The organism is Spartinivicinus poritis, assembly GCF_028858535.1.
Taxonomy (GTDB): Bacteria; Pseudomonadota; Gammaproteobacteria; order Pseudomonadales; family Zooshikellaceae; genus Spartinivicinus; species Spartinivicinus poritis.
Genome location: NZ_JAPMOU010000021.1, coordinates 1 through 26,535, shown reverse-complemented (window position 1 = coordinate 26,535; position 26,535 = coordinate 1). Strand labels below are relative to the sequence as shown.

The following is a 26,535-nucleotide window of genomic DNA, read 5'->3' as shown; positions in this document are numbered from 1 at the left end:
GGTTATTCCATAGCAACACTAAATTTATTTTATGATCCACCACTAAAGCTATTCTCCCCCTTTGGAGGCTGTCGCAAAAGTTGTTCCCCCCTTTTTCAAAGGGGGAAGTTGGATTGTGCTATCGTTCTAATGCCCCTGTTTTTGACAACAGTTTTAGAACACCCTACCACTCCATATTTCACCAGCTCTTGAGTGCCCTTCATATACCTAAAAACACTAGTCGTACAACCCATATACAGCCTTCAACTGATTTATCCGCCTCACCGCTAACTCAGGATCTCTTAATACACCCGCTTGGTCCGCTAACCGAAATACCTCCGCATAATGTACTAAAGAACGAGCCGATTGCATCCCCCCTGCCATGGAAAAATGGGACTGATGGCCATTTAGCCAAGCAATAAATACTACTCCCGCTTTATAGTACTGAGTTGGCGTTTCAAATATTTTCCGAGATAAAGCAACGGTTGGGTTCATTAAACGAAAATAGTCGGCAATATCCCCTTCAGCCAACTTCGCTAAAGCCTGTGCAGCAACTGGCGCAATGGGATCAAAAATACCCAACAAACCATGGGAAAAATCTTCACCATCACCAGCGATCAATTCTGGGTAATTAAAATCATCTCCGGTAAACATTTTCACTGTTTGCGGTAAGCGCTTGCGTAATGCCACTTCATACTCAGTGGCAAGCAAAGAAATTTTAATTCCCGCTAACTTTCGCTGATTTTCATTAATAATCGTTTCTACAGTTGCCATTGCCTGCCAAATATCCGTACTACCCCAATAACCGGTAAGTTGAGGGTCAAACATATCCCCCAGCCAATGCAAAATAACTGGATAACGACAGCCCTGAATCAGTTCAGCATAAAGCCCTATATATTCATCCGGGCTTGTAGCCACTTTTGCCAACGCTCGGGAAGCCATTAAAATCACCCTGCCACCCACAGCCTCAATAGCCTCTATCTGTTCAATATAGGCTTTACGTACGTCATCTAGGGTATAATTAATGTGTTCATTAAGCTGATCCGTACCTGCACCAGCAGCTAAATCAGCCCCAGGAATAGCCTTTGCCAATGAAATACTTCGCTTAATTAATTCGAGCGCTGTTGGCCAATCCACCCCCATCCCCCGTTGCGCCGTATCCATAGCTTCAGCCACTTTAAAACCCTGTCCCCATAAATACTCTCGATACGCCAAAGTTGTATCCCAGTCCACAGCCGGAATACCTTGCCATGGATGCCGCTCTTGAAACGGATCAACCACCAGATGAGCCGCCGCATAAAGGGTCCGGTTCAAGGGAATTGTTGGCTTGACATCAACAAATCCTTCAGCCAGCAAATTGTAACGTTCCAATTTATTATCAGCAGTTGGCAGGTTAACAGAGAGAAGCATGGGCTGGCCTCCTGGTAATTATATTAAACCCTTAAAATACAGGATAATTAGTAGATTATGCTAGTAGTAGCGTTATTAATGAAAATTCTGAAATCACCACCTTGAGGCAGTGCACAAAGTTTGTTATTGTGATAAATTAATGGAACGTTACAATAAACGTTTAGTCGTTGCAAGTGACCGCGTTACCAGTAATAGCATTATAAAGCTGAGTGGCCGAATGAATGCTGAATATAGTTGAGAGACTGAGCGATCGAAACCATTGTGTAAAAAACAAAATCGAGAGAAAGCCTGTGACCAAAACAAGTATTACCCTTCCCGATATTGCTGCAGCAGCAGGTGTTTCTAAATCAACAGTTTCGTTAGCGCTACAGGATAGTCCCAAAATAAAGCCAGAGACCAAACGAAAAGTGCTCAAGGCTGCCAAGCAATTAGGTTATGTGTACAACCGGGCAGCAGCCAACCTACGTCGTCGTTCATCAGAAATTATTGGTATGGTCATCAATGACCTCACTAACCCATTTTTTGCTGAGCTGGCCGTTGCACTAGAGCGCAGTTTTACTGACTCAGGCTATGTGGTCATGATGGCCAATACCTCTGAAGACATGCAACAACAGGAAAAAGTGGTACGCACCTTTGCTGAACATAGTGCAGCTGGCATAGTCATCTGCCCCGTGTTTGGTACAAGTTATGAGCAACTTACCAGCCACACCATGAAAGGCTTGCCCATTGTGAGTGTTATGCGTCCAATCGAAGGCAATGCGTGTGACTTTATCAGCCCTGACAATATTGCCGGCAGCCAAGCCGTTACCGCCCATTTACTCGTACAAGGCTTTACACGGCTGGCTTTTCTAGGCGGCATAGACAACACCCCCGTTTATGAAAGCCGCCTGGCTGGCTTTAAAGCAGCTGTAAGTAAAGCGGGTATAGCCATGGAAACATGTGAAATACTGCCCTGCCCCCCTACCCGAGAAGCGGCCGCCAAATTGATTATAGAGCGAGCCAAACAAGGTCCATTACCCGAAGCCATTGTTTGTTACAGTGATGTTATTGCATTTGGGGTCACTTTTGGCCTTGACCGCTCTGGGTTTAAGGCAGGAAAAGATGTTGCCGTCACTGGCTTTGATGATATCCAAGGCTGCAATGTCTTTAGTCCTTCCTTAACCAGCGTCCATATTTATACGGATCAATTGGCAAAGTTAGCGGCAGAGAGTTTAATCAGCCGCTTAAAAGACCCAGAGCGCCCTATTTCCAACCAAACCGTAATGCCGAAAGTGATGGTAAGGGAGTCATCTATACTTAACAAATAAGTAGCTATAAGTGACTTACAAATAAAATATCAACCATAAAAAATGGTTGATATTTATTATTTCGCCAAACGAGCCAAACCACCATTGGCTATAATCTCGCTTCAAGGGTGACATTATTAAAGGAACTCTTAGCATCTACATTAATATAATAATAAGTGCCTTTTGAGGGATTATTAATTATCAACTGCTCATTATTACCTGTGTTAGCTGAACCATACTCATACTGTTGTTCATAAGGCCAAGCGTTAGCACTTACATACAAATCCGCATCGCCACTTCCACCCTTTAAATTAATAGATAATTGTTCTCCCTGGTAATCCTCCGGAATGTAAATATAAAACCACTCAGAGTCATATGAAGATATTTCAATTGGAGTACAAGCTTGCAACTCTTCTCGGCTTTGAGTGAGCTTAAGATATTCACTAGTACATTGACCACTTACATTATTATAATCGCTTGCTCTTTCTTGACGACTCCTATCGTTACTTAATTGAAAGTTCTCTATCTGAAGCAGTAAAGACTCACTTCTATTTGATTTTACAGGGATAATATCATCGGCGCCAAATAAGTTTGTAAACGAGGTTAAGGTCTGATAGTACTTAGAGTTTCTTCTTGACGGAGCTTTAAGAGAAAGCTCACTGTAGCGATGAGCTAATACATTATCATTTAGTTCATTAACCAGCTGGTCTTTTTCATTCCATTTCCAGCGCTGGCTTAAATTTGCATTACAGTTAACTAATTTAGCTAAATTCTTACCATCTAAACATTTAGATTCATTAATGACACTTACATATTGACCTAAATTGTTATAAATAAAAGACTGCCCCCTGGCATCAGCACCCGATAATTCACACGCTGCAATCGAAAGCCCAAAGTCGGACTCATTATAATTAATACATTGATTATTAAACCCTCTTAATTGCAGATTAACTGGGTATCCACCAGTAAAAACAGGGGCATTCCAATCAACATCAAATGTTTCTTTTACATCAATTATTTTATCCTTAACTTCTACAGGCTTATATGAAACATGTGCTCCAACCACATAATAGTGTCTATAAGCCGATGCATATACCGCCCGCATTTGAACAGATGAAACTAACTCAAAAGTCGTACTGCCCGTTTCATTCGAAGAGGCTTTATAAATCACATCAAAGCTTGGCGTAAAATTCGAGTACCCTACTGGACGAATTCGGTTTTTATCTATTGGATATGCTACATTTAAAATTGAGTCAGTATAATCATCAAATAGAGACTCAGGGGTAGCATATTGCTCTCTTTCCCACCTAAAGTTTACTTCCCGATTACTTGGATTTGCTTTATTTACTCTATAGTCTTGCGTATCATATATTAACGTGCGGGTTTGCGTATATTTATAGGAACCTTCAAGCTTAAGTTTTGGATCACTTGGTGTTCCCTCTACACCACCACTTACGCCTATCTCAAAGCCTGATAACTCTCTATTTTGAAAGTTTGAGTTGATATTTGTATTAGGAACAGTTTTTAAAATAACAGCCTTGTCATTAGAAGCTTTAATATTGAAGTTATAGTTTTGAGCAAATACGTCTGTACTCCAATCATAGTAAAACCCATCAAATACAGTATAGTCAGCTTTATGCTCTCTATGGTCTAACTGATCATTTAAATGAATACCAGCCCCACTACCATCTGCAGAAATTCTAACAATCTTTGCATCTGGAGTACCAGTGCCAAAGGCACCTATACTCAATGAGCGCTGCAGTGTAACCAAATAAGTAAGGGAAATATTAGCATCATCACAAAATTTTTCTGTGCCCCTATTAAATAGATGAGAACTTGGAAAAGTACACTCTTGTTTACTTATTGGTCGATCAATATCAATATAAAAAGAGACTTGTGGATGAGTTTCCTGCCTACTCTGTAAATTAGAGGATGTCACACCTGAGGATAACCGGCTTGAGCTAATGACTCTTATTTTATTTGACGTTTTATTTGACGTTTTATTTGACGTTTTATTTGATGTTTTTTTTAATAAGCTGAAAAAAGCTTTTCCTCCATTATCACTACTGAAAGGAGTATACTTTAACTTGTTGTTATAATTTGAAATAAAAAAACATATCCTTATCGAATGCTATACCAAAAACCGACTTAATATCTTCCTTTATTGTTTTATTGCTTTGATAAAGCCTAGATTCAGATGTATCAATAAGGTATACTTTATTATTTTCAATAATATCTCTTTTTATAAAGGAAAAAGTAGACTTATTTGCAAGATTCCTATTCTTTAATCTTGCATAGTTTATATAATTAATATTGTCGGCACTGCTTAAGCTTTCATCACCAAACTCACTAATTAACGATTGTGTTGTCTTTGATATGTTTTCCCAACCAACATCTTGGGTATTAGCATAAACAGGCAATACAAAACCAATAAGACTATAGTAAAGTGCTATTCTAGATACTCTCATTATTATATTCCTTATTTTGTTGCTATTATTTTGCTGTATAAGTAAGTAGTGCTACATATCTCTCATTTTAGGGGTTTTCCTCTATTAACAGTTAAACATAGACACCTATTCCATCATCAAAAGAAAAATTAATACAACAAAAGTAACGAGACCATTCAATAAAATAACTGTCAATAGAATAAACACTTTACTAGTTACCACTACCAATACAATGTAGTGAGACGAGCTAACCTGCTTTTACTTAAAACAAACCACATTTCACGAACAAACAAATACCCGACAACGTATTATTTGTTTTTTTCGGAATAAATAGAGGACAAACATTGTTAACTTAAAAGGCATCATTTCGACCATTAAAAATAGTCCTTTTAACCCCATAAAAACAGACAATAAACCCGTTTAAAAAACTTACAAACCACCAAACAAATATCAACCTATTCAATCTCGCAGATCAAACATTATTTTTTCCACTCACTACAGTTAAGGCATCTCTCAAAAATTCTTACAATCTTTAAAAAATCAACCAAAACTGATTTAAGCGTAAAAACCAAGCTTTTTTCAGCAGCACCACCTCCTTCATACAAGAATTTTTTTATTTACCATTATCTTCTTACTTAAAAAAATCATTATTTTTTATTAGTGGCTCACTTATTGCTAAAAACCAATTTCTATAAAAAACATACGAGGCTTTTCAATATGAACAACCAAGTTTATTCAACATTTGTCGTTAAAGTCGCTTCATTTATGGCGTTTCTTATCCTTCAGTTTTTTGCACTTAACTCTCATGCGACCATTATTACGAAACAGCTCAGCTTAGATGGTAACCAAGAGGTAGGCACACAAGGCGACCCAGATGGGAAAGCATTTGGATCAATCTCATTTAATGACGTTACCGGTGAAATTTCTTGGGATATTCAGTATTTTGATATTGCTGACCCTACCGCAATGCATATCCATGGTCCAAATGGCGGTGTAGGAAAAAATGCCGACATACTGATTGGCTTGGGTGTAAATACAACAGGGGGCAAAGGTACTTTAATCGACTCATTAATAGCTGAGATAAAAGATGTCACACTAATTCTTAGTCACCCAACAGAGTTTTATGTCAATATCCATAATAAGGAATTTCCTGCTGGCGCGATTAGGGGGCAAGTAGAGGTAGCGGTTCCTTTACCTGCTACTTTTTTACTACTGATATTAGGTCTTTTAAGCTTATACTCTTCGCGAATGATTTTTAGGCTTTGTTACCGTCGCTCTTCACCCCAGTCATTTAGTTTATCTAAACTCCTGGGGCTTCATCGCTCGGTGGCCTCGCCTAAATAACCCTTCGCTGTGAGTCTATACCGCTTTTTCTTTACACCTAAAAATGATTCGCAAGCGGTATAGGTGTCGTTAAAACCAGAAAACCTGCTTAAAACAGCAGCAAAAATAGCCCGAATATTTCATCAGAAATATTCGGGCTAAACTAAGACATTAGCTATAAAAATATAAAATACTACTATTCTGTCTTATACTTTTTGCTAACACTTATTTTTTCTTCAAAATTAACGCTGCACCTTTCTCTGCAATCATAATCGTTGCTGCATTAGTATTGGCACTGACTACCCGCGGCATTACCGAGGAATCCATAACCCGCAGCCCTTCTATTCCTCTCACCCGTAAATCTGGTCCCACGACACTCCACTCGTCGTTTACTGCTCCCATTTTACAAGCCCCTACAGGGTGATAATCGGTTTTTGAAAATTGCTTGGCATATTCCATAATTTGCTGGTCGGTTTTCGCATCAGCCCCAGGCATTGCCTCACCTTTAATAAATGGTCGAAATGCTGGTTGCGCCATAATTTCCCTGGCCAATTTAAAACCTTCGACAGACAACCTTCTGTCGTATTCTTCTGCCCAATAATTAGGGTCAATTAATGGTGTATCCGTAAAGGTTGCAGAGCGTAACCGCACTGTACCCCGACTTTTTGGACGTAATAATGCTGAGTTTAAAGTGACCCCATTACGAATTTGTTTTAACCCATGCTCTAACCCTGAACCGGGTAAAAAGTGAAACTGAATATCCGGCGACCGTGATGCTTTATCTGCATACCAAAACCCGCCGCCATCACATAAATTTGAAGCCACTGGCCCGGTTTTAAACAGTAAATATTGCAGCCCAGCCCATAGGTTCATATACCAGGGTTTATAGCGATCAAAGCTGTAATCACCACTACACTCACTGACTACAAACACATCCATATGATCATGAAAATTTTCACCCACCCCTGGCAAATCATGCACAACATCCACGCCGACATTTTCTAAATGATTTGCTGGACCAATACCTGATAACAGCAATAGTTTGGGTGAGCCTACAGCCCCTGAAGCCACTAACACTTCTTGCTGAGCCCTGACAGAATACAGCTGATTATTACCCCGCTGAACATACTGAATCCCTACAGCCCGATTATTTTCTATGAGTATTTTCTTAACAGTCGCCTTGGTAATAATGGTGAGGTTCGGCCGTTTTAAAACAGGCTTTATATAAGCCGCAGCAGCACTACAGCGTTTACCCGCTCGATTCGTTAGCTGGTAATAGCCAAAGCCTTCCTGTACCGCGCCATTAAAATCAGCTGAAAAAGAAAACCCTGCTTCCTGGGCAGCCCGCACAAACGTACTGGTTAACGGGTGTGGGACAGGGTCCGATACTTTTAACGGCCCACCGACGCCATGAAATCGATTAACCAAACGAATATTATCTTCGGCCTTTCGAAAATACGGCAGCACTTCATCAAAAGACCAACCCTCACAGCCATCCTCAGTAGCCCACTCATCATAATCACTAGGATGGCCACGGGTATACACCTGAGCATTAATCGAACTGCCCCCACCTAGCACCCGGCCTTGGGGATACCACATTTCACGGTTATTCAGATGTTGCTGAGGCACCGTGGAATAGCCCCATGTGGCGGCTTCCCCCGTGAGTTTGGCAAACCCAGCAGGCATATGGATAAATGGGTGGTAATCCGTATTACCAGATTCTAGTAGTAATACCGAAACATCAGGATTGGCAGTTAACCGATTAGCCAGCACACAACCCGCCGGCCCTCCGCCCGTAATTATGTAATCGTACATCTTGTTCAAAACCTAAAGCCTGTTAATCGATAACCCACCATCTAATTCAATGGCACTCCCACTGGCAAATGCCATCTCCCCCCTAGCAAATGGCACCACCGCCCGGCCAATATCATCCGGCACTCCCCAACGCTGTGCAGGCACCAAACCATCCGCTATTCGCTGGTCATAATGGCTCGCAACGCCCGCTGTCATACCGGTTTTAATAATGCCTGGCCGCAGCTCAAAAACTCCAATATTGTCACTAGCTAATCGCAATGCCAGGGTTTTATTCAGCATCGCTAACGCCGCCTTAGACATACAGTAATCCGCTCGCTCCGGTGATGCCATCAGTGCACTAACTGATGAAATACTGATAATCGAACGGTAAAACTCACTAGAGGCTTCCAACATCCACTTAGCAACCGCTTGGGATAAAAATAACGTACCCCGCACATTAACCCCCATGACCTGATCAAAAGACTCTGTAGTTAGCTCCAGTAAATCACCCCGGCTGAGCGAGCTAATACCTGCATTGTTTACCAGACAATCCAGCCCTCCTCCCCAGTTAATAACCCCTTCTAGTAAGTCATGGTGACTATTCAAGTCCGCAAGATCACTGGGAAAATAGCGTGCTCGGCTGCCTACCGCTTCGCAAGCAGCAATCAGCGCTTCACAGCGATCATTGGCATTACGCGCAGTAAACGCCACGGCAAATCCAGCCTTGGCTAAATGCTCAACAATGGCTTGACCAATCCCTTGGCGGCCACCCGTTACTAGCGCCACAGGCTGCTTTGTCATTTTCATCAGTGTATCTCCGTCAGCTTAATATGCTCAGCCACTCGAATAGCCTGAGCCGCAATAGTCAATGCCGGATTCACGGCAGCAGCGCTAGGGAAAAAAGAAGCATCTACCACAAACAAATTGTCATGGTCATAGGCTCGACAATAGGGATCTAAAGGTGCAGTGGCCGGATCATTGCCCATTCGAACCGTGCCACATTGATGGGAAGGAGTACGTCGATCAAAGGCTTTGGTTAATACAATGGGGAACCCCACCGCTCGCATTAATTGTTTGGTTTTTTTCACTAGCTGCTGGTGAGCAGAAAGATTGCTTTGCTGCCAGTCCAATATAATTTGACCATTACTACTCACCCGTACTTGGCTATTCGGTTGAGGCAAATCCTCACTCATCACATACCAATCCACAGAGTGCCGCGCGAGCCAATCCAAAGCCGATTTCGGCATACATGGCATTTGAGCTTTCAACATGGTTCCATCAATTTTGCCCAGCAACTGAATATTCCCCAGCGGCTGGCTGCCATTACCATCAGATAAGTAAAAATCATTGATACCCAGGGTTTTCTGATAGACAGAATGATTGGCCTCCAGGGGATTAACAGCCATTAAAGCCGTGCAATTATGATTCATAAAATTGCGCCCTACTTGTCCAGAGCGATTGGCCAACCCCTCTGGAAACTGTTGATCAGCAGAACGCAATAAAATAGCCGCTGAATTTACCGCACCAGCGGCCAACACAAACAACCGGGCAGAGAAATGTTTATTCACTCCCCCCTGACACACCTCAACAGATTGGATTTGCTTACCATCAGCCTCGGTATGCAACCTGGTTACGGTCGTATCAGTTAGCAGACTAATGTTAGGATGGTCTAATATCGATTGTAATGCGGCAGATTCTGCATCCAACTTGCCTGGATTAGTGCCAGGAAAGGCATCCCAGGGGGTTTGCCCCAACGCCAACCAAGCATCGATATCAATGGCTAACGGCAAACTGAATGGCTTAGCACCAACTTGTTCAAGCTGACTGCGCAGCTTGGCAATGGCTGGCTCATCTGGAATAGCAGCCTCAACATAGCCTTTTACACCCGGTGGTTCACAACTGTCTTGCCCTGCCACCCCTTTGACTTGATACAGCGTTTCAGCTTGTTGGTAGTAAGGTGCCAACGTTTCGTAAGCAAAGGGCCATGCAGGTGAAACCCCTTCATCAAATACCAGCTCGCCAAAATCCTCCTGACGAAAGCGCAGCATGACGCCCCCATAAAACTTAGAGTTTCCACCTACATTGTAATAATTACCGGGGTTAAAGGGTTTACCTGTGCCATCCAACCATTGTTCATCAGGTCGATACACGCCCTCAACAAATATTGCCTTACTATCACGAGCCTGAGCTGAATGAGTTAAGGGCGTACCCCGCTCAATTAACAGAATGTTTAAGCCTGTGTCTGCAAGCTGATTTAATAGGGTTGCGCCACCAATTCCGGAGCCAACAATAATCAGGTCATACTGTTTGTCTGATAAGCCTGCTTTTTTCATTGAATACGCACCCCTGAGGCTGGATCAAATGCCACCATCCGCGACACATCAAAGGCAAACGGTGCAACCCCTTTCGCCTTTGCCTGAGCACGATTACGCATCCGTCCAACCACTTCTTTACCTCCCATTTCAGTCACCACATACATATCAGCACCCGTGGGCTCGGTCAGTTTTACCTGCAATTCAGCTTCATGAATAATGCCTTCAGCGCGGTTAGCACTTTCTGGGTCAGTAATGGTTTCAGGCCGAAGCCCTAACGTAATGTCTTTTCCTAAATAATTAGCAATTGCTTGCTGATCCCGATGGACAGGTAAGCAAAGTGGCGTATTTTTACCTTGTTCACTGTTGATGTTCACAGCGACACTGAGCTGATCACCAATACAAACTACTTTACCTGACAATAAATTCATGGCAGGTGATCCCATAAAGCTCGCGACAAAGGTATTAGCAGGGTTTTCATAAATGGTTTCCGGGGTACCAAACTGTTGTACAACACCGGCATTCATCACTGCAATTTTGCTAGCCAAAGTCATGGCTTCAATTTGGTCATGGGTAACATAGACAATGGTGGCACCCAACCGTTGGTGCAACAATTTAATTTCAGTCCGCATATCCACCCGCAATTTGGCATCTAAATTCGACAACGGCTCATCAAATAAAAATAATTGTGGTTCTCTCACCAAAGCACGCCCCATAGCAACCCGTTGGCGTTGCCCCCCCGATAATTGCGCGGGTTTACGATCTAATAAATTATCAATTTGTAATAGCTTCGCTACTTGGTTAATGGCCTGTTCTTGCTCAGGTTTTGCTACCTTACGCATTTCCAACCCAAAACGAATATTGTTAGCTACCGTCATATTGGGATAAAGCGCATAGGACTGGAATACCATAGCAATATCTCGCTTGGAAGGATGTACCCCATTTATTTTTTGGTTATTTAAGTGAATTTCGCCTTCTGTAATATCTTCTAATCCTGCAATCATATTGAGTAAAGTAGATTTGCCACAGCCAGAAGGTCCTACTAAAACTAAAAAATCGCCTTTATCGATACTGATATTGATTTGTTTAAGTACTTCAACATCATGGTAATGTTTGATGACATTGTTGATTATTAAAAAACGCATTGGTTTTATCCTTTTATTATCCTTTTACTGAACCGGCCATCAAACCCCGAACAAAGTAACGTCCACCTACCACATACACGAGTAATGTCGGGAGTGCAGCAATAATCGCTGCTGCCATATGGACGTTATACTCTTTTACCCCAGTGGAACTATTGACCAAATTATTCAATGCCACCGTCATTGGTGCTGCTTCACCAGAAGCAAATGAAGCCCCAAAAATAAAATCATTCCAAATATTGGTAAACTGCCAAATAATGGTTACCACAATAATAGGGGCTGAGTTAGGTAATAAAATATAACGAAAAATCTTAAAGAAGCCTGCCCCATCCATCACCGCGGCACGAATTAACTCATTGGGAAATGCCTCATAAAAATTACGGAAAAATAACGTTGTAAAACCTAAGCCGTATATAACATGCACAAGCACTAAACCTGAAGTACTATTCGCTAAGCCTAACCAACCCAATACCTGAGACATCGGCAACAACACAATTTGAAAAGGAATAAAACAGGCAAATAGCATCAAACCAAAAATAATCTGGTGCCCTTTGAAACGCCATTTAGTTAAGACATAGCCATTTAATGCACCTAAAAGAGTTGAGATGAGTACAGCAGGCGCCACCATTTTGAGGCTATTCCAAAAATAGCCATTGATACCACCACAATCTAAGCCTAAACAGGCAGACTGCCAGGCTTTCAACCAAGGCTCAAAGGTAATCTCCAAAGGCAACGCCATCATATTGCCAGTACGTACTTCATCCAATGATTTTAACGACGTGACTACCATGACAAACAATGGTGCTAAATAAATAACTGCCATGATAATCAGCACACTGTAAATTAAGGCACGCCACAATAGGGCTGTATTTAAACCATGTTGTTGGGAGTTATCGCTCATTTTTTGCTCCCTTTTAATTCTGAATATAAATAAGGCACGATAATCGCTGCCACTGTAATTAACATAAATACCGCACTACTGGCCCCTACGCCAATTTGGTTGCGGGTAAACGAATAGGAATACATAAAAGTCGCTGGTAAAGCAGTAGCATTACCAGGCCCACCTCCTGTTAACGCTATTACCAAATCAAAACTTTTAATGGCTAAATGCACCAACACAATCAGTGCACTCATAAAAACCGGCCCTAACTGTGGGATAATAATGCGTGTGTATATTTTCCAGGTGGGTGCTCCATCAATCTGCGCGGCATGCAATATTTCACTATCAATTCCCCTCAGTCCAGCTAAGAACATGGCCATGACAAATCCCGATGCTTGCCATACCCCTGCAATGACGACCGTATAAATCGCCATATCAGGATCAATTAACCAGTTAAATTCGAACTTCTCAAAACCCCATTCTTGCATAGTGCGTTCTAACCCCAACCCTGGGTTTAAAAACCATTTCCAGGCTGTACCAGTGACAATAAAACTAAGCGCCATCGGGTATAAATACAGTGTACGTAATCCACCTTCTAAACGGATTTTTTGATCTAATAAAATTGCTAGCAATAATCCAATCACCAAGCATAAAACAATATATAAAACCCCGAAAATAAATAAATTATCCAGAGCGGTTTGCCAGGTCAGGGTATTCCAGAGCCGTTCCCATTGCTCCCACCCAGCCCACTCATAATTAGGTAACATGCGGGAAGCACTGAAAGATAAATAAACCGTCCAAATAATAAAACCATACACAAAGAGTAGTATGATGCTAAAAGACGGTGCTAATACCAGTTTTGGCAGCTGTGTTTGTAACCAGGCAATGGTTTTATCAGCAGGTTTGGGGTTGTTTGAATTTTTCATATTATTAAAAATCCCACTCCTAATAATGCTTTTCTTTTCTAACAGTACTTTTTAGCGCCCACTCCCTTTGCAGGTTGTCGCAAAAAGCTAGCGGATATGGGGTAACAGGGTGTTCTGTAGCTAAGGCATGGATGCCTTTTTAACTCTTGATGGGCCAGGGATGGCACTTCAAGAGTGGCGGAAGAATATCCTGTTATTCCATATCGGACACTAACCCTTTTTTCTATACCCTTTTGCAACAGCCTCTCTGATAACAGGGAGATTTAAATCTTCCATAATTTTTGAACCCTCCCAGTCTTATTTGTATGTAAAAATCCCCCTCAATCCCCCTTTTCAAAGGGGGAGGTTGGATTGTGCCATACTTCTAATCTCCCTATTTCCGACAGCAGCTCCAGAACACCCAGTTACTCCTTATTCTCAACATTTGCGACAACCTAAAAAGAAAGAGCCAGTCATTGATATAAATAAACTCTATTACTTTTTTATTAATTAAAGGATTCTCTAAAAGCATTGTTTTATAGAAGGTCCTTTAAGAGGCATTTTTAACTGATGAAACCAGTGCCTTAACCGCTTCTTCCGAAGAAAACTCTCCATTAAAATGGGCAGTAATCACATCATAAAAAGCACTTTTTATTGCCGCTGGCGCTGCATGTCCATGGGCTAAACTTCCCACTAAACTGTTTTTATTAACGGCTTCTTTTAAATCAGCAATGGCTTTTTTACCACAATCATCGAAGCGCTCATCGGAAATATCCGTCCGAGCAGGGGCAGAGCCTTTGACTTTATTAAAATTAATTTGAAACTCTGGTGAAAGTACCGCTTTTGCCATTTGTTGTTGGGCTGGCTGGTGCGCTTTATCCACTTTGAACATGGTAAATTGATCAGCATTAAAGGTGATTGCACCTTGACTGCCGGGCGTTCTAAAACAAACAAAGTCTTTACCCGGTTGCTTGCCTGCACTCAGAAACTCACCTTTGGCCCAATCTCCCATCATTTGAAAGGCCGCTTTACCCTTAATCACCATAGCTGACGCTAAATTCCAATCTCGGCCAGGGTAATTTTTATCAACAAACCCCCGTAACTGAGCCATACGATCGAAAACCCGTTTCATGGTGTCTGAGCTAAGTGCTGCTGGGTCAAGTTCAATTAATGCTTTTCGATAAAAGTCGACTCCTCCTGTCGCTAACACCACCCCATCAAATACCGTTGCATCCTGCCAGGCTTGGCCACCATGGGCTAACGCCACATAACCAGCCTTTTTAGCCTTTTCCATTGCTAAAATTAGATCGTTCCAATTTTTTGGCACACCAACGCCAATTTTGTCCAGTACCGCCTTATTCCCCCACACCCAGTTAGTCGAATGAACATTTACTGGCACTGAAATCCATTTACCCTGATATTTCGAAAACTGCTGTAATGCACTGGGAACCACTTTATCCCAGCCTTCTTGTTTGGCTACTTGATTTAAATTGGCCACCACACCTTGATCACCCCAGTCCTGGATATCAAACCCCAACATTTGCACCGCAGTAGGCGACTGCCCTGATAATACCCGAGCCCGTAATACGGTCATGGCATTACTGCCACCACCGCCAGCGACTGGTGTATCCTTCCAACCAACGCCCTGTTTAGCCAAAGACTGTTTTAGCTCACCCAGCGCCTTCGCTTCACCTCCTGAAGTCCACCAGTGCATCACTTCCACATCGGCCGCTTGAGCACTACTGATTAAGGCAACTGATAACGCTAACCCACTGATTGTTTTTTTAGTCATTATTTTCATCACTCACTCCTATTTGAGGAACTCGCAAAAGATGTAGCTTAACTTCCGTGTTCGATATGAAATAACAGAGCATTCTTCTGCCGATCTTGAAGGGCCCTCCTTGGCCCATCAAGATCTAAAGTGACATCCATGTCACCGCTCCAGTACACTCTATTACCTCATATCTACTAGCTTTTGCGATAACCTCATTGATATTGGTACTGCTAGATACACCTCACTCAAAGGGCTAGATAAACAAGACAGAACCTTATGAGGCATGGATGCCGATTAGAGCATCCAAGGAAGTACTCGTGGCGTGTTCTGTCTTGTTTATGTAGCCCATGAATCGCCAATTATTCCTCAGCCATTCTGCTACTACTCTTAGGCTAGATTTCTTTGTATTAACTAAATTTACTTGCCTCTACCCTAAAGCCAAATCACCCATTACCTCGGTAACCACCAACTGGTCCTTGGCCCCATATGCATTTGAATTGTTTTCAGCTCGGTAAACTCCTCTATCCCATATTTACCTAACTCCCGTCCTTGCCCACTCTCCTTATAACCACCAAACGACAGCTCTGGATAACCACTCATCCAGGTATTCAGCCAAACCGTACCCGCTTTTACTCGACGGCCAATAGCCAAACAATTATCAATATTGGCGCTCCATACCCCAGCAGACAAACCAAATAAGCAGTTATTGGCAATCTCAATAGCCTCTTCCAGATCACTAAAGGTCAATACGGATAACACTGGGCCAAAAATTTCTTCATTGGCTACAGCCATCTCCGGAGTTACATCAGTCAATACAGTGGGCGCCATATAGAAACCATCCGAGCCTTGGGCTTGCCCTCCTAAACTGACTTTGGCACCCGCTTGCTCAGCGCCTTGAATATAGTCAGTGACCTTTTGTAAGTGATCTGCAGAAATAATCGCCCCTACCTTGGTTGCTTCACATAAAGGATCTCCCACTGGTACCTGGCGACTTTTAGCAATGACCGCCTTGGTAAATTCATCAGCAATAGATTCATGGACCAAAATACGAGAGCCACTGTTACAACACTCCCCCGCATTGAAGTAAATCCCAAATACCACAGCATCCACCGCTGCTTCCCAGTCACAGTCCGGAAAGACAATCTGTGGGTTTTTCCCCCCCAGCTCCAGCGACACCTTCTTCAGTGTGCCTGCTGCTGCCGCACTGATTGCCTTGCCCACTCCGGTTGAACCGGTAAATGAGACCATATCTACCATTGGGTGGGTGGTTAAAGTTGGGCCTATTTCAGGGCCCTCTCCTACAACCATATTCACTACCCCTGCGGGCAAACCGACTGTTTGCAGAATCTCACCTAGCACTAACGTCGTTGCCGAGGTCAGCTCACTGGGTTTAACCACACAGGTACAACCAGCCGCCAACGCAAATGGCAACTTCTGACTGACAATTAACAGGGGAAAGTTCCAGGGGGTAATGATGCTCACTACCCCAATCGGTTCACGAATCACCATGGCTAGCATGTCCTGGCCCAGTTGATTGTGGCTGTCACCATGCATACTTCTCGCTGAAACCGCTGCATAACGCCAAAGCTCTGCGGCCCATGCCACTTCATCCCTCGCCTGACTAATGGGTTTGCCTGATTCCAGCACTTCCAATACGGCTAGCTCTTGTTGCCGAATCATCATCTGGTCAGCGACTTGATTCAGTAATTTAGCCCGCTCAGCCCCAGAAATAGTTGACCATGGGCCTTGTTCAAAGGCGTGCTGAGCCGCCTGAATAGCGGCTTCCGTATCCGCCACTGAGGCTTTCGCATACTCAGCAACCACTAGATCATAAGCAGGGCTTACCCTACTCAACTGACCGCCATCAGATGAGGCTTGCCATTTACCATTAATCAATAACCTGCCTTTAAATGGCTCGGTGGGAACATCAACCACTCGGTTTCCCTCAACCCAGTTGACTGCCGACAGCTGATTTAATCGCTCGCTGGATGATTGATTGAATGATTGCTGATCAGTCATTAGGACTACTCCCCTTTGAATTCCGGTTGTCGCTTGCTTCTAAATGCCGCAATGCCTTCTTGAGCATCTTGGGTATGGGCAGCCAAGCTTCCTGCCATGGCTTCTAAGATCATCGCTGTGTTATCACCCAGCCCAGCATCGACTAACTGTTTAGCCAGCTGAACAGAAATGGGGGCTCGCTGGATAATCTCAGCGGCCATTTGTCTCGCGCTGGCTAAACCTGCTCCATTGGCAACCACTTCATTAATCAGCCCAAGTTGATAGGCTCGCTCGCTACTTAGCTGGCGCCCGGTAAAAAGCATTTCTTTCATCAGGCTTGGATTGATCAATCGATTTAAACGTTGCGAACCCGACCAGCCTGGGCAAGTCGCAATACTGGCTTCTGGCAACCCAAAACAAGCAGTTGCCTCAGCAATCCGGATATCGGCAGCGAGAGCTAGTTCCAAACCTCCCCCTAACGCTGGGCCTTGAATGACGGCAATCACTGGCTGGGGTAATTGCGCTAAGCCATCAAAGATACGATGCCCCCGTTTCACCCAGGTTCGCCACATATCCAGCGGTGAATATTCCGCCCAGGCATTGATGTCTGCTCCCACACAAAACGCACGACGTCCTGTTGTATGGAGAATAACCACCCGACAGTTTTTATCCGCCTCAATGGCTTGAATGCACTGTTGTAATACCTCCAGCATTTCAACACTGAGCGCATTCAGCTTGTCAGGGCGATCGATAATGATTTCAGCTAAAAACGCTTGTTTAACCAGTCGCACTTGGCCATTCATGCTGATTCTCCTTTTCATACCCATTACCCTAACTGAAGGCCAAAAGGGGCTGGCTCGAATAAAGCGGCATCCATCAGTTGTAGATTGTCTGCCACCTTGAGCGGAAAGCCTGCCTTGGATAACACATCCCGTTCTAGATCAAGACCAGGGGCCAACTCAATCACTTCAACCCCTTCAGTGGTCAGCTGCATGACACAGCGCTCCGTTACATACAGAATTTGTTGGTCGCGCTGAATCGCCATTTTTCCTGAGAAGGTTACATGCTCAACGGCTTTAACAAACTTCTGGAAGCGGCCTTCCTGAGCAACCTGAATTTTCCCATCGCCTAACGCATACTTGGCTCCCGCAGTAAAAAAGCCGCTAAATACAATCTTTTTGGCATGAGCAGTAATATCGACAAAACCACCACAACCCGCGGTTAAATAAGGCTTGATCCCTAGCTTTGAAACGTTGACATTGCCTTGCTGATCTACCTCCATAAACGACAGAAAACTTTGATCAAAGCCGCCACCCTGGAAATAGGTAAATTGTTGAGGGCTGGGAATAATACTGTCAGCATTGGCTGCACAGCCAAATGCAAACCCCAGCAACGGTATTCCACCCACTGCACCTTGCTCGACGACCCAAGTGACCTCACCATGTAGCCCTTCTTCCAGCAATATGCGTGGTACATTGGCTGAAATACCAAAACCCAGATTCACTGCCTGCCCTGCTTTCAGCTCCTGTGCCACCCGCCGAGCAATCACTTTCTCAGGGGAAAATTCAGTATGGGTAAAACGTTCATCAGGGCGGCGAATAACACCAGAGATAGCCGGATCATAAAGGGTTTGGGTTGTTTGCAACTGTTCTGGATCGACCACTATGGCATCCACCAGATTCCCTGGAATATGCACTTGGTAAGTGGACAGGCTATTATTACTCACTACCCGCTTTACCTGAGCAATTACAACTCCCCCATTGTTTCGCACCGCTAACGCTTGCTCTAAGCCACCCAGGTAAGCCCCTTCTTGCTCAAACGACAGATTGCCTTTTTGGTCAGCGGAGGTGGCCCGAATAATGGCCACATTGGGCATAATACTGGGGAAAAATAAATACTCCTCCCCTTCAAACTGCAGTTTACGCACAATGGGGTCAGCAGCTGCCTTATCATTCATTGCTCCCCCCTGCCGATCGGGGTCAACGAAGGTATCAATACCCACCTGGGTCATTACCCCCGGTCGTTTAGCCGCAGCCTCCCGGTGCATATCAAACAAAACACCACTGGGAATATTGTATCCAGAAATATGGTTTTCGGTAATTTCCTTCCATATAGCTGGCATAGGCAAGCTAGAGGGGCCGCTGGGGTAAGAACCAGCAATGACTTTGTCCAATAAGCCTGGTTTGGCTAAGTAATCAATCCCTTTAATACCATACATATCACCCGCGGCAATCGGATGCAGTGTGGTTAACTGGGTAGGATGCTCCTCACGATCAAATCGCTCACCAATGGCTTGCAACATACGATCTGGGCAACCTAAACCACTGGAGGATGAAACGGTTACCACATCCCCGTCGTTAATCAGTTGGGCAGCTTGCTCAAATGAAATCTGTTTGGACATATTACCTATACCTACTTCTTATCTTTATTGGGCATATACCGCTGGATAGTCAATCGTGACTCGCTGCCCTTGCTCTGCAGACTGCAGCATGGCTAAGGCTATGGCTAACGACTTAAGGCCATCTTCACCGGTCACTGCGGGTTGACCATTACCAGCGATCGCTTGTGCAAATTGAGCCAAGGAATAGTGGTATAAATTATGATGTTGAATATCGAGCTGGCGCCGCCCCGTTTCAGTAATCACTTCCACGGTGCCAGCCGGTCGTTGAGTCAAAATATCACGGGCAACAATGCTGCCTTTCGTACCATGCACCTCTAAACCCGTGCCGGCATAAGGCACCATAAAAGACTCATGGGTTTGAACCAGGGCACCACTGGGCATCTGCAAAATGGTCATGGCGCCATCTTCAACCGCTGATGCCATCCCCCCTGTTTGGGCATAGGCCATCACATCCACGGGGTCTTCTGCTAATAAATAGCGAATCACATCCGCATCATGTACAGCGACATCTAGCACTACCCCACCACCGGCTTTTGGGTCATTCACCCGCCAGGTTTGTAACGGCTGAGGAAGGTGTATGGCATGAAATATCCGCACACCAATCACTTGGCCGACGGTACCCGCTGCAATCTCAGCCCGAATCGCTTGGTGGGTGGCTGCATTACGCAAATGGTGGTTGGTTGCCATGACCACACCAGCTTGTTTACAGGCTGATACCATCTCTGCCGCATCGGCTAGATTTAGAGCCAAGGGCTTTTCACAAAACACATGCTTGCCAGCCTTAGCTGCAGCCAACACCGCGGGCTTATGCTGCTCATTGGTATTAGAGATATACACCACCTCCACCGCAGGATCAGCCAGCAGGGCAGTAAAAGAATCGTAAGCATTCGCAATCTTCAAATCCTGGGCATACATTTGTGCTCGGCTAAGGCTATGACTCATAATCGCCACGACCTCATGGCCTGGCTGATGTCTAACCGCAGCCGCCATCCATTGCTTGGCAATATTACTAGTGCCAATAAATCCCCAGCCGACGGTTTTATTCATTGATGAGTTGTCAGTACTTGCCTTAACACTCATGGGGAAGTCCTCTTTTTAATCAATTGGAACGATCCAATTATCTACCCCAAAAAATTTCAACGTCAAGTACTTTTACTCTAAAAGCTATCAATGACCTCGCCTTGATGAATCTAGTTCTTTGTATTTACAGGACTTTACTTTAAAGATAAAACCTCATCCTGAATAAAAAATGCAGCCAGGATCACACTTGTATTGACCAAAGGAAAAAAACCACTTGCAATTAGATCGTTCCAATTTATACTGCTTACCCACTAAGACTGTATTTAAAGTCCGTATTTAGCATCAAACTTGATCATCACGATAATCAGTTGATGAAGAGGGTGTCGCAAAAGGTTATGAGCGAAGCAAAGACAAGGCGAAAAGGCGGAGTTTATACTTAATAAATGAGTACTTTGAGCTGATTTTTAACGCTGTATTTGCAAGCGCAGTAGTTTTGCGACTCCCTCTGAATTGGAGGGGAACATGATTCACCATCTAGTCCTACTAAAATGCAAAGCTGACGTTAACCAATCCCAAATAGATGAGATGTTCGATCAACTCAACGCGTTAGTAGGCATTATTCCAGGTTTACTGTCGTGTAAAGGGGGTAACAATAATAGCCCCGAAGGTATCAGTCATGGTTATACCCATGCGTTTGTTATGCAATTTGAAAATGCTGACGCACGGGATAACTACCTCCCTCACCCGGCTCATAAAAAAGTACAGCCGATTATTCATGCATTATTAGTTGAGGGTAGTGACAGCGCTTTAGCATTAGATTTTTAAAATATACCCTTCTCGAATGATTTTTAGGGTTTGTTGTCGTCACTGAACACCATGGAAGGTGTGAATGCAGTTTATGCAGGAGCATTAAACTGTCTTCACCCCAGTCATTTAGTTTATCTAAACTCCTGGGGCTTCATCGCTCGACGGCCTCCCCTAAAAACCCTACGCTTTGGGTATACCTTTCTCGAATGACTTACATTTTCTCTCCCTCTGCAGGCTTTTAAATAAAAGCTTGCCTTTTTTATTTATTAAGTCCTCGACTTATTTTAAAAATACCTCATCTATCAAGTACTACAGCAAGTGCATGAGGATTTATCTATATATTTGACCTTCAACCTGATTATTACCAAAAAACTCTACCATTAATGTCGTACTATTTATCCCAATAATTCTAAATAATTAATTTTTATCAAACCCATATATTTTTTCAAATTACCATCCTAAAAAAAATAATTTACCATTAAGCTCACAACTTATTTTTAAACCCTCTTATTAACAACTATTGGAAGCTCCTATGAAAAAAATTTTAACCGCAGCACTACTCTCTACCGCGAGTATTACCGCTACAGCAGAAACAGTGACCAGCCATGCTCTGAGTGTCAATACTGCCTTGGAATTAGTTAAAGAAGGCTTGGCGGCTTGCGCAAAAGACAATTATAACGTTAGTGTGGCAATCGTTGACCATAGTGGCAATTTAAAAGCCTTTGGTCGACATAACCAATCTGGCCCCCATGCGGCTGAAGGTGCTAAGCGTAAAGCATTTAGTGCTGCATCAATGGAAGAAAGCACTGAGTTTTTCTTTAAATTAATTCAGAAAAATCCCGAACTACAAGGCTTACATGCCCTTCACGATGATATTTTAATTTTACCAGGTGGCTTGCCTATTAAATATAAAGGTGAGGTTATAGCTGGGATTGGTGTTAGCGGTGCCCCTGGTGGTGATTTAGATACGGCATGTGCCAAGGCAGCAATTAACAAAGTACTTAATAAGTGAATTATCTACATATTTACTGTTCTCCAACCCAAAAAGTAAGGTCATAAAATGAAAAAAATTCTACTAACCGGCTTAATATTAATGAGCCTCACAAGTGTAACCAGTGCGCATATCATTGATGAAGGCAACGCGAAAGAGTTTGCAAGCTCCCCAAAACCTATTCAACCATTTAACTACAAGAAAGCAACCCAACCGAATACTAAAAAGGGTCTAACTAGACATATCGTATTATTTGACCTGAAAGACAACATATCTAAAGCACATAAAGATGAGATTATCAATCGTTTTCTAGCGTTACGTGATACCAAGTTCAATGGTAGACCCTATATTCATAATATTGAAGTTGGTACTCGTAATATTAGCCGTGAAGGCGTTGGTAAGGGTTACGACCTTGCTTTTATTGTTACATTCTTATCAAGAGGAGACCTAAATTTCTATGTGGGCAAGCCTGCAATTGATGATCCAAAATTCTATGATCAAAACCACGAGAATTTTAAAAATTTTGTTGGGCCGTTTTTAAAAGTAGGTAAAAACCCTGATGGTTCAGACAACCCTGGTGTTATTGTTTTTGATTATCAAGTCCTTAATGGGAAGGATTCTCGCAGCAATAATAGTAATAGTGCCATCACCTTCCCTAGCTATTAAAGGGCACCATTAATAATGGCTAACTAATAATTGCTAACTAGCTATAGCCACGTCACTGATAAGTGATGTGGCTATAGCTTTCTCCAATAACTCATCAACAGTGTATGCAGGACATCCCTAATAAGCTAGTCAGTTCTCAAGGCTTAAACCACCATTTTTCATCAATATTTTTAAAACCATCACTCAAATTCGGCGTATCAATATCTATTCGCACCCTTGCTTTTAACTTGGCAGTTGAAAATGCATCTTTAAAGTACTTATGGCTTTCTAGCATTTTCTGCAAACTACCATCAGCTAATGCTTTTTCCATTCCAGAGCGAATAGTTTCAGCAAGGGCTTTATCATCTTTTTTTACATAGAAAAAACGTCCGTAAGGGTAAACCAACACTACATTGGTATCTACAACCAAATTAGGGTCATTTCCTCCAAACTTAGCTAAGAAACTATATACTTCATTAGCGCCTAAAGGAAAAAAGTCAAACCGCTTTCCTCCTACCATTTTTATCAAGCTGGGTATTTTACCAGCCGTTTTAACTTTGATTCCTGCATTTTCAATCACAACAATATCGCCCCAACCTTTACCCTGGCCAGCCACATACTGCTGTAAGTCTTTAAGTGACTTGACATTGGCAAATTTCTCTTGATTATCCTTGTGAATAATAAAAAGGCGCCAGCCAAGAATACCTCTGTCAATGGGCAGATATATAGGATCAAACCGTTGATCAAGCCCTTCTTGAAAGCCAGTATCAAATAAAGATAATTGCCCCTGTTCAACTAAATCCCTTGCTCGCTGTTGATTGACAGTTGGCCCATATACACTCAGTTCATGCGCTTGACCAGACTTTTCAAGCGCCAGTTTAAGTACACTGTATCCTATCGACTCAGCACCAATACCATCAATATTGGGATAAACAATTTTTAAACCAGCAAATGCAGATGGCAAGATAAGCCAGCACATTAATAAAAAATATTTTAAGTTGCTAGTTTTCAGATACATAACCATTTACCATTGTAGATTCACATTAATTCCATTAAAGCACAGAAACCAAAGTCCGCCTGAAATTTGAATAACAGAGACTTTAATTAACTAACCAATCAAATAAAGACCAGCGACAGACAACCGTTATTAGCTCCGGTTCGTTGGAATTAATACAGTGTTAGCAATAAGACATTATAAGTTGTATATACTCTTCGCGAATGATTTTTAGGCTTTGTTACCTTCTCTCTTCACCCCAGTCATTTAGTTTATCTAAACTCCTGGGGCTTCATCGCTCGGTGGCCTCGCCTAAATCATCCTTCGCTGTGAGTCTATACCACTTTATTTTCACACCTAAAAATGATTCATGATGGGTATAAACTACAACCAAGTCTATTTTATTATCCAAAAATATTCAGTCCTTATATAAACAAGCATCAACCACAACAACATTAGTGGTTTACCCTTAGGCAATTTCTGCATACAACTATCAAAACAATTAATTTAAAAAAAACTAAATAAGAAGACTTTATTAAAACAATCATTTGAATTATGGTTTCGGGCGTTTAACAACGGCCATAATTATTTTATTTAACTTAAACTGATTTGAGTATACTAAACTTAAACCATGAACAAATTTAAATTCATTCCTCTTATACTTGCAATTTCAGCAAATACATCACTCACCTATGCTAATACAAGTTGCTCCAATCAAAGCACATACTATGGAAAAGAAATCAGTCTCTCAGTAAGCTTAAGTAGTGACAACAAAGCTCTATTAGCAGAATTTCTTGCAGCAAATAAAAAAGCTACATCTTCTAGTGTAGAAGCATCATCCTACCCTTTAGTTGTCAATCCAATTTTAGGTACATTATTGAGTGATGGGAAATTCATTCAGCCATCTTTAATCAACTTAGAAAGGATACAAAACTATATAAAAAGCAATTCAACAGATGGTGTAATCAATAGAAAAACCAAACTATCAGGCAAAACGATTCCAAATTCAACAATACAAAAAATTTCAGACATTCAAACATTTGAGTATTTAGCTTTATCATACTGGAATGAGTGGCTTAATCGGGTCAAAATACTATCTTCACAAGCAGTTGATCCAAATAACGCATTGCAAACAATATTGAGTAACCCATCAATTACTTCAGCACTTATGTGCCAAGATAGTATTGTATTCCCAAGAACGCCTGCGATAAATGCTACAGTAAAAGCATTCGCTAACTATATAATATCTAAACAAGTTAATCCCACACAACTATCAGCACATGAGTTATTTGCTATCGGATATGGACACAGCTTTGATGGAGTAAGCTTAAACGAAAATAACCCATTAGTTATACAGGCTGCTTTGATATATGCTAAAGAAAATAACAGCCCAGTATATAATAGAGGAACCTCACCACTGTCAACTATTAATGAAGTATTACTGAATTACCATCAGGCTGCGTTATTAAGTAATGACCTAATAAATAATGGCATCACAATATCCAGTGACAAAGGATTTTCCAAAGAAGCAAAACTTGTCGCACAAACATTAAATAAAGCTTTTAGACAAGAAAATAATACCCCAAGTAAACCACAGCTTTTCACCAAACTCTTTAATGTAAAGTTTCATGTAGGCACAATTAACTTAGCTTCATACGAAAATGCCCTTGCCATTTATGATGCTCAGACCAATACAATTACTATAAATGGCAATTTTGTCAATCAAGCCACTCGCTCAATGGAATCTATTACTCGGTTCCGAAGTTTTTTTAGATTGACATAACTGCTAATTTATTCATGCAGCCGCTCTGTATTTTAATGACTCAGAGGGCTCTTGCTTGCCTAAATCTAAACCCGCTAAATGTTTTTTCGAACGACGCTCAGGCAGCACACTGATTATTGCTGCGGTAAATGCTTCCAGCTGTTGTTTTGGCTCATCAGCCGTGACAACTGCTTCTACAGTTTTTATTAGGGCTTCTGCTTTGATTCGCTCAGTCAAACAGCCAACAGGTAGCCCGGGCTGCTTATTTTCAAGGCGGACGGATTGCTCCGGATGCAGCAGTAACATATGGTCGTACAGCAGGCTCATGATCACGCCTCGCGTTGATCCTTCTTCACCTTGCTGTTTGGCCAATCGGTTCCAGCCAGCATATTGCTTCCAGTCCTCAATGAAAACCTCAACTAACCATCTCAATGTATAAACCCTAGCAATATCACTGTGCCGCCAGGACATGTCGGATGCCACTAGATAACGATAATTTTTTTCTCCCTCATATTTCAGAGCAACCACAAATCGCTTTTTACCATGGGCTTTCACATAAACCCGAGCCGCTAACATCGTGATTGGCTGTGCTTTTTGGCCCCGGATAATTAACTCAGTATGGACTCCTGCTTGGCGTGCAAAGTAATGTGTGAGCCGTACTTTTT

22 protein-coding genes are annotated in these 26,535 nt (G+C 42.5%); 6 read left to right on the top strand and 16 right to left on the bottom strand.

What is annotated here, in order from left to right:
* Positions 1-216: 216 nt before the first annotated feature.
* Complete coding sequence (locus ORQ98_RS16120) at positions 217-1,389, bottom strand: dihydrodipicolinate synthase family protein (RefSeq protein ID WP_274689832.1); 1,173 nt, start codon at positions 1,387-1,389, stop codon at positions 217-219.
* Positions 1,390-1,679: 290 nt separating this feature from the next.
* Here ORQ98_RS16120 and ORQ98_RS16115 point away from each other — a divergent pair, with 290 nt between their 5' ends.
* Positions 1,680-2,696 (top strand): LacI family DNA-binding transcriptional regulator, encoded by a 1,017-nt coding sequence (locus ORQ98_RS16115; RefSeq protein ID WP_274689831.1) that lies wholly within the window; start codon positions 1,680-1,682, stop codon positions 2,694-2,696.
* Between the two features lie 88 nt (positions 2,697-2,784).
* Here the strand turns inward: ORQ98_RS16115 and ORQ98_RS16110 are convergent, their stop codons facing one another.
* Together ORQ98_RS16110 and ORQ98_RS16105 are read right to left on the bottom strand one after the other, a co-directional pair.
* On the bottom strand, positions 2,785-4,782 hold the full coding sequence (locus tag ORQ98_RS16110) for a leukocidin family pore-forming toxin (protein ID WP_342455209.1): 1,998 nt from the start codon (positions 4,780-4,782) through the stop codon (positions 2,785-2,787).
* Positions 4,769-5,143, bottom strand: coding sequence for a hypothetical protein (locus tag ORQ98_RS16105; RefSeq protein WP_274689829.1), 375 nt, complete (start codon positions 5,141-5,143; stop codon positions 4,769-4,771). The genes ORQ98_RS16110 and ORQ98_RS16105 overlap by 14 nt, the downstream gene beginning before the upstream one ends.
* 696 nt (positions 5,144-5,839) lie before the next feature.
* On the opposite strand from ORQ98_RS16105, the gene ORQ98_RS16100 reads away from it, so the two are divergent.
* On the top strand, positions 5,840-6,466 hold the full coding sequence (locus tag ORQ98_RS16100) for a CHRD domain-containing protein (RefSeq protein ID WP_274689828.1): 627 nt from the start codon (positions 5,840-5,842) through the stop codon (positions 6,464-6,466).
* A 204-nt stretch (positions 6,467-6,670) separates the two neighbouring features.
* On the opposite strand, the gene ORQ98_RS16095 is transcribed toward ORQ98_RS16100, so the two are convergent.
* From ORQ98_RS16095 to ORQ98_RS16045, 11 genes are all read right to left on the bottom strand, one after another.
* Positions 6,671-8,260, bottom strand: a complete 1,590-nt coding sequence (locus tag ORQ98_RS16095; RefSeq protein WP_274689827.1) for a GMC family oxidoreductase — start codon at positions 8,258-8,260, stop codon at positions 6,671-6,673.
* Positions 8,261-8,272: 12 nt separating this feature from the next.
* Positions 8,273-9,046: a 3-ketoacyl-ACP reductase gene (locus tag ORQ98_RS16090; protein ID WP_274689826.1), complete on the bottom strand. Its 774-nt coding sequence runs from the start codon at positions 9,044-9,046 to the stop codon at positions 8,273-8,275.
* Positions 9,046-10,572, bottom strand: coding sequence for a GMC oxidoreductase (locus tag ORQ98_RS16085; protein ID WP_274689825.1), 1,527 nt, complete (start codon positions 10,570-10,572; stop codon positions 9,046-9,048). Before ORQ98_RS16085 ends, ORQ98_RS16090 begins: the two co-directional genes overlap by 1 nt.
* Entirely contained in the window at positions 10,569-11,696 is a 1,128-nt protein-coding gene (locus tag ORQ98_RS16080) for an ABC transporter ATP-binding protein (RefSeq protein WP_274689824.1), read from the bottom strand. Before ORQ98_RS16080 ends, ORQ98_RS16085 begins: the two co-directional genes overlap by 4 nt.
* Before the next feature lie 16 nt (positions 11,697-11,712).
* The gene (locus ORQ98_RS16075) at positions 11,713-12,594 is read right to left on the bottom strand and encodes a carbohydrate ABC transporter permease (RefSeq protein WP_274689823.1); all 882 of its coding nucleotides are present in this window, start codon (positions 12,592-12,594) and stop codon (positions 11,713-11,715) included.
* The gene (locus tag ORQ98_RS16070) at positions 12,591-13,499 is read right to left on the bottom strand and encodes a carbohydrate ABC transporter permease (protein WP_274689822.1); all 909 of its coding nucleotides are present in this window, start codon (positions 13,497-13,499) and stop codon (positions 12,591-12,593) included. Before ORQ98_RS16070 ends, ORQ98_RS16075 begins: the two co-directional genes overlap by 4 nt.
* A 529-nt stretch (positions 13,500-14,028) precedes the next feature.
* Positions 14,029-15,279 carry an ABC transporter substrate-binding protein gene (locus ORQ98_RS16065; protein WP_274689821.1) on the bottom strand — a complete coding sequence of 417 codons (1,251 nt, stop codon included), beginning with the start codon at positions 15,277-15,279 and terminating at the stop codon, positions 14,029-14,031.
* A gap of 423 nt (positions 15,280-15,702) precedes the next feature.
* On the bottom strand, positions 15,703-17,271 hold the full coding sequence (locus ORQ98_RS16060; RefSeq protein ID WP_274689820.1) for an aldehyde dehydrogenase family protein: 1,569 nt from the start codon (positions 17,269-17,271) through the stop codon (positions 15,703-15,705).
* A gap of 5 nt (positions 17,272-17,276) precedes the next feature.
* Complete coding sequence (locus tag ORQ98_RS16055) at positions 17,277-18,053, bottom strand: enoyl-CoA hydratase/isomerase family protein (protein ID WP_274689819.1); 777 nt, start codon at positions 18,051-18,053, stop codon at positions 17,277-17,279.
* 23 nt (positions 18,054-18,076) lie between these two features.
* Entirely contained in the window at positions 18,077-19,651 is a 1,575-nt protein-coding gene (locus ORQ98_RS16050; RefSeq protein WP_274689818.1) for an acyl CoA:acetate/3-ketoacid CoA transferase, read from the bottom strand.
* 24 nt (positions 19,652-19,675) lie between these two features.
* Positions 19,676-20,731, bottom strand: a complete 1,056-nt coding sequence (locus tag ORQ98_RS16045) for a Gfo/Idh/MocA family protein (RefSeq protein WP_274689817.1) — start codon at positions 20,729-20,731, stop codon at positions 19,676-19,678.
* A gap of 462 nt (positions 20,732-21,193) precedes the next feature.
* Between ORQ98_RS16045 and ORQ98_RS16040 the strand changes: the two genes are divergently transcribed.
* From ORQ98_RS16040 to ORQ98_RS16030, 3 genes are all read left to right on the top strand, one after another.
* Entirely contained in the window at positions 21,194-21,496 is a 303-nt protein-coding gene (locus ORQ98_RS16040; protein WP_274689816.1) for a Dabb family protein, read from the top strand.
* Between the two features lie 514 nt (positions 21,497-22,010).
* Positions 22,011-22,490 (top strand): GlcG/HbpS family heme-binding protein, encoded by a 480-nt coding sequence (locus ORQ98_RS16035; protein WP_274689815.1) that lies wholly within the window; start codon positions 22,011-22,013, stop codon positions 22,488-22,490.
* A gap of 48 nt (positions 22,491-22,538) precedes the next feature.
* Positions 22,539-23,135 (top strand): Dabb family protein, encoded by a 597-nt coding sequence (locus ORQ98_RS16030; RefSeq protein WP_274689814.1) that lies wholly within the window; start codon positions 22,539-22,541, stop codon positions 23,133-23,135.
* Between the two features lie 136 nt (positions 23,136-23,271).
* Here ORQ98_RS16030 and ORQ98_RS16025 read toward each other — a convergent pair whose 3' ends face one another.
* Positions 23,272-24,132 (bottom strand): type 2 periplasmic-binding domain-containing protein, encoded by an 861-nt coding sequence (locus ORQ98_RS16025; protein ID WP_274689813.1) that lies wholly within the window; start codon positions 24,130-24,132, stop codon positions 23,272-23,274.
* Positions 24,133-24,739: 607 nt separating this feature from the next.
* On the opposite strand from ORQ98_RS16025, the gene ORQ98_RS16020 reads away from it, so the two are divergent.
* A complete protein-coding gene (locus ORQ98_RS16020) occupies positions 24,740-25,891 on the top strand; it encodes a hypothetical protein (RefSeq protein ID WP_274689812.1) in 1,152 nt (383 codons plus the stop codon).
* Between the two features lie 12 nt (positions 25,892-25,903).
* Here the strand turns inward: ORQ98_RS16020 and ORQ98_RS16015 are convergent.
* On the bottom strand, positions 25,904-26,535 hold a 632-nt coding region (locus ORQ98_RS16015; protein ID WP_274689811.1), incomplete at its 5' end, for a hypothetical protein.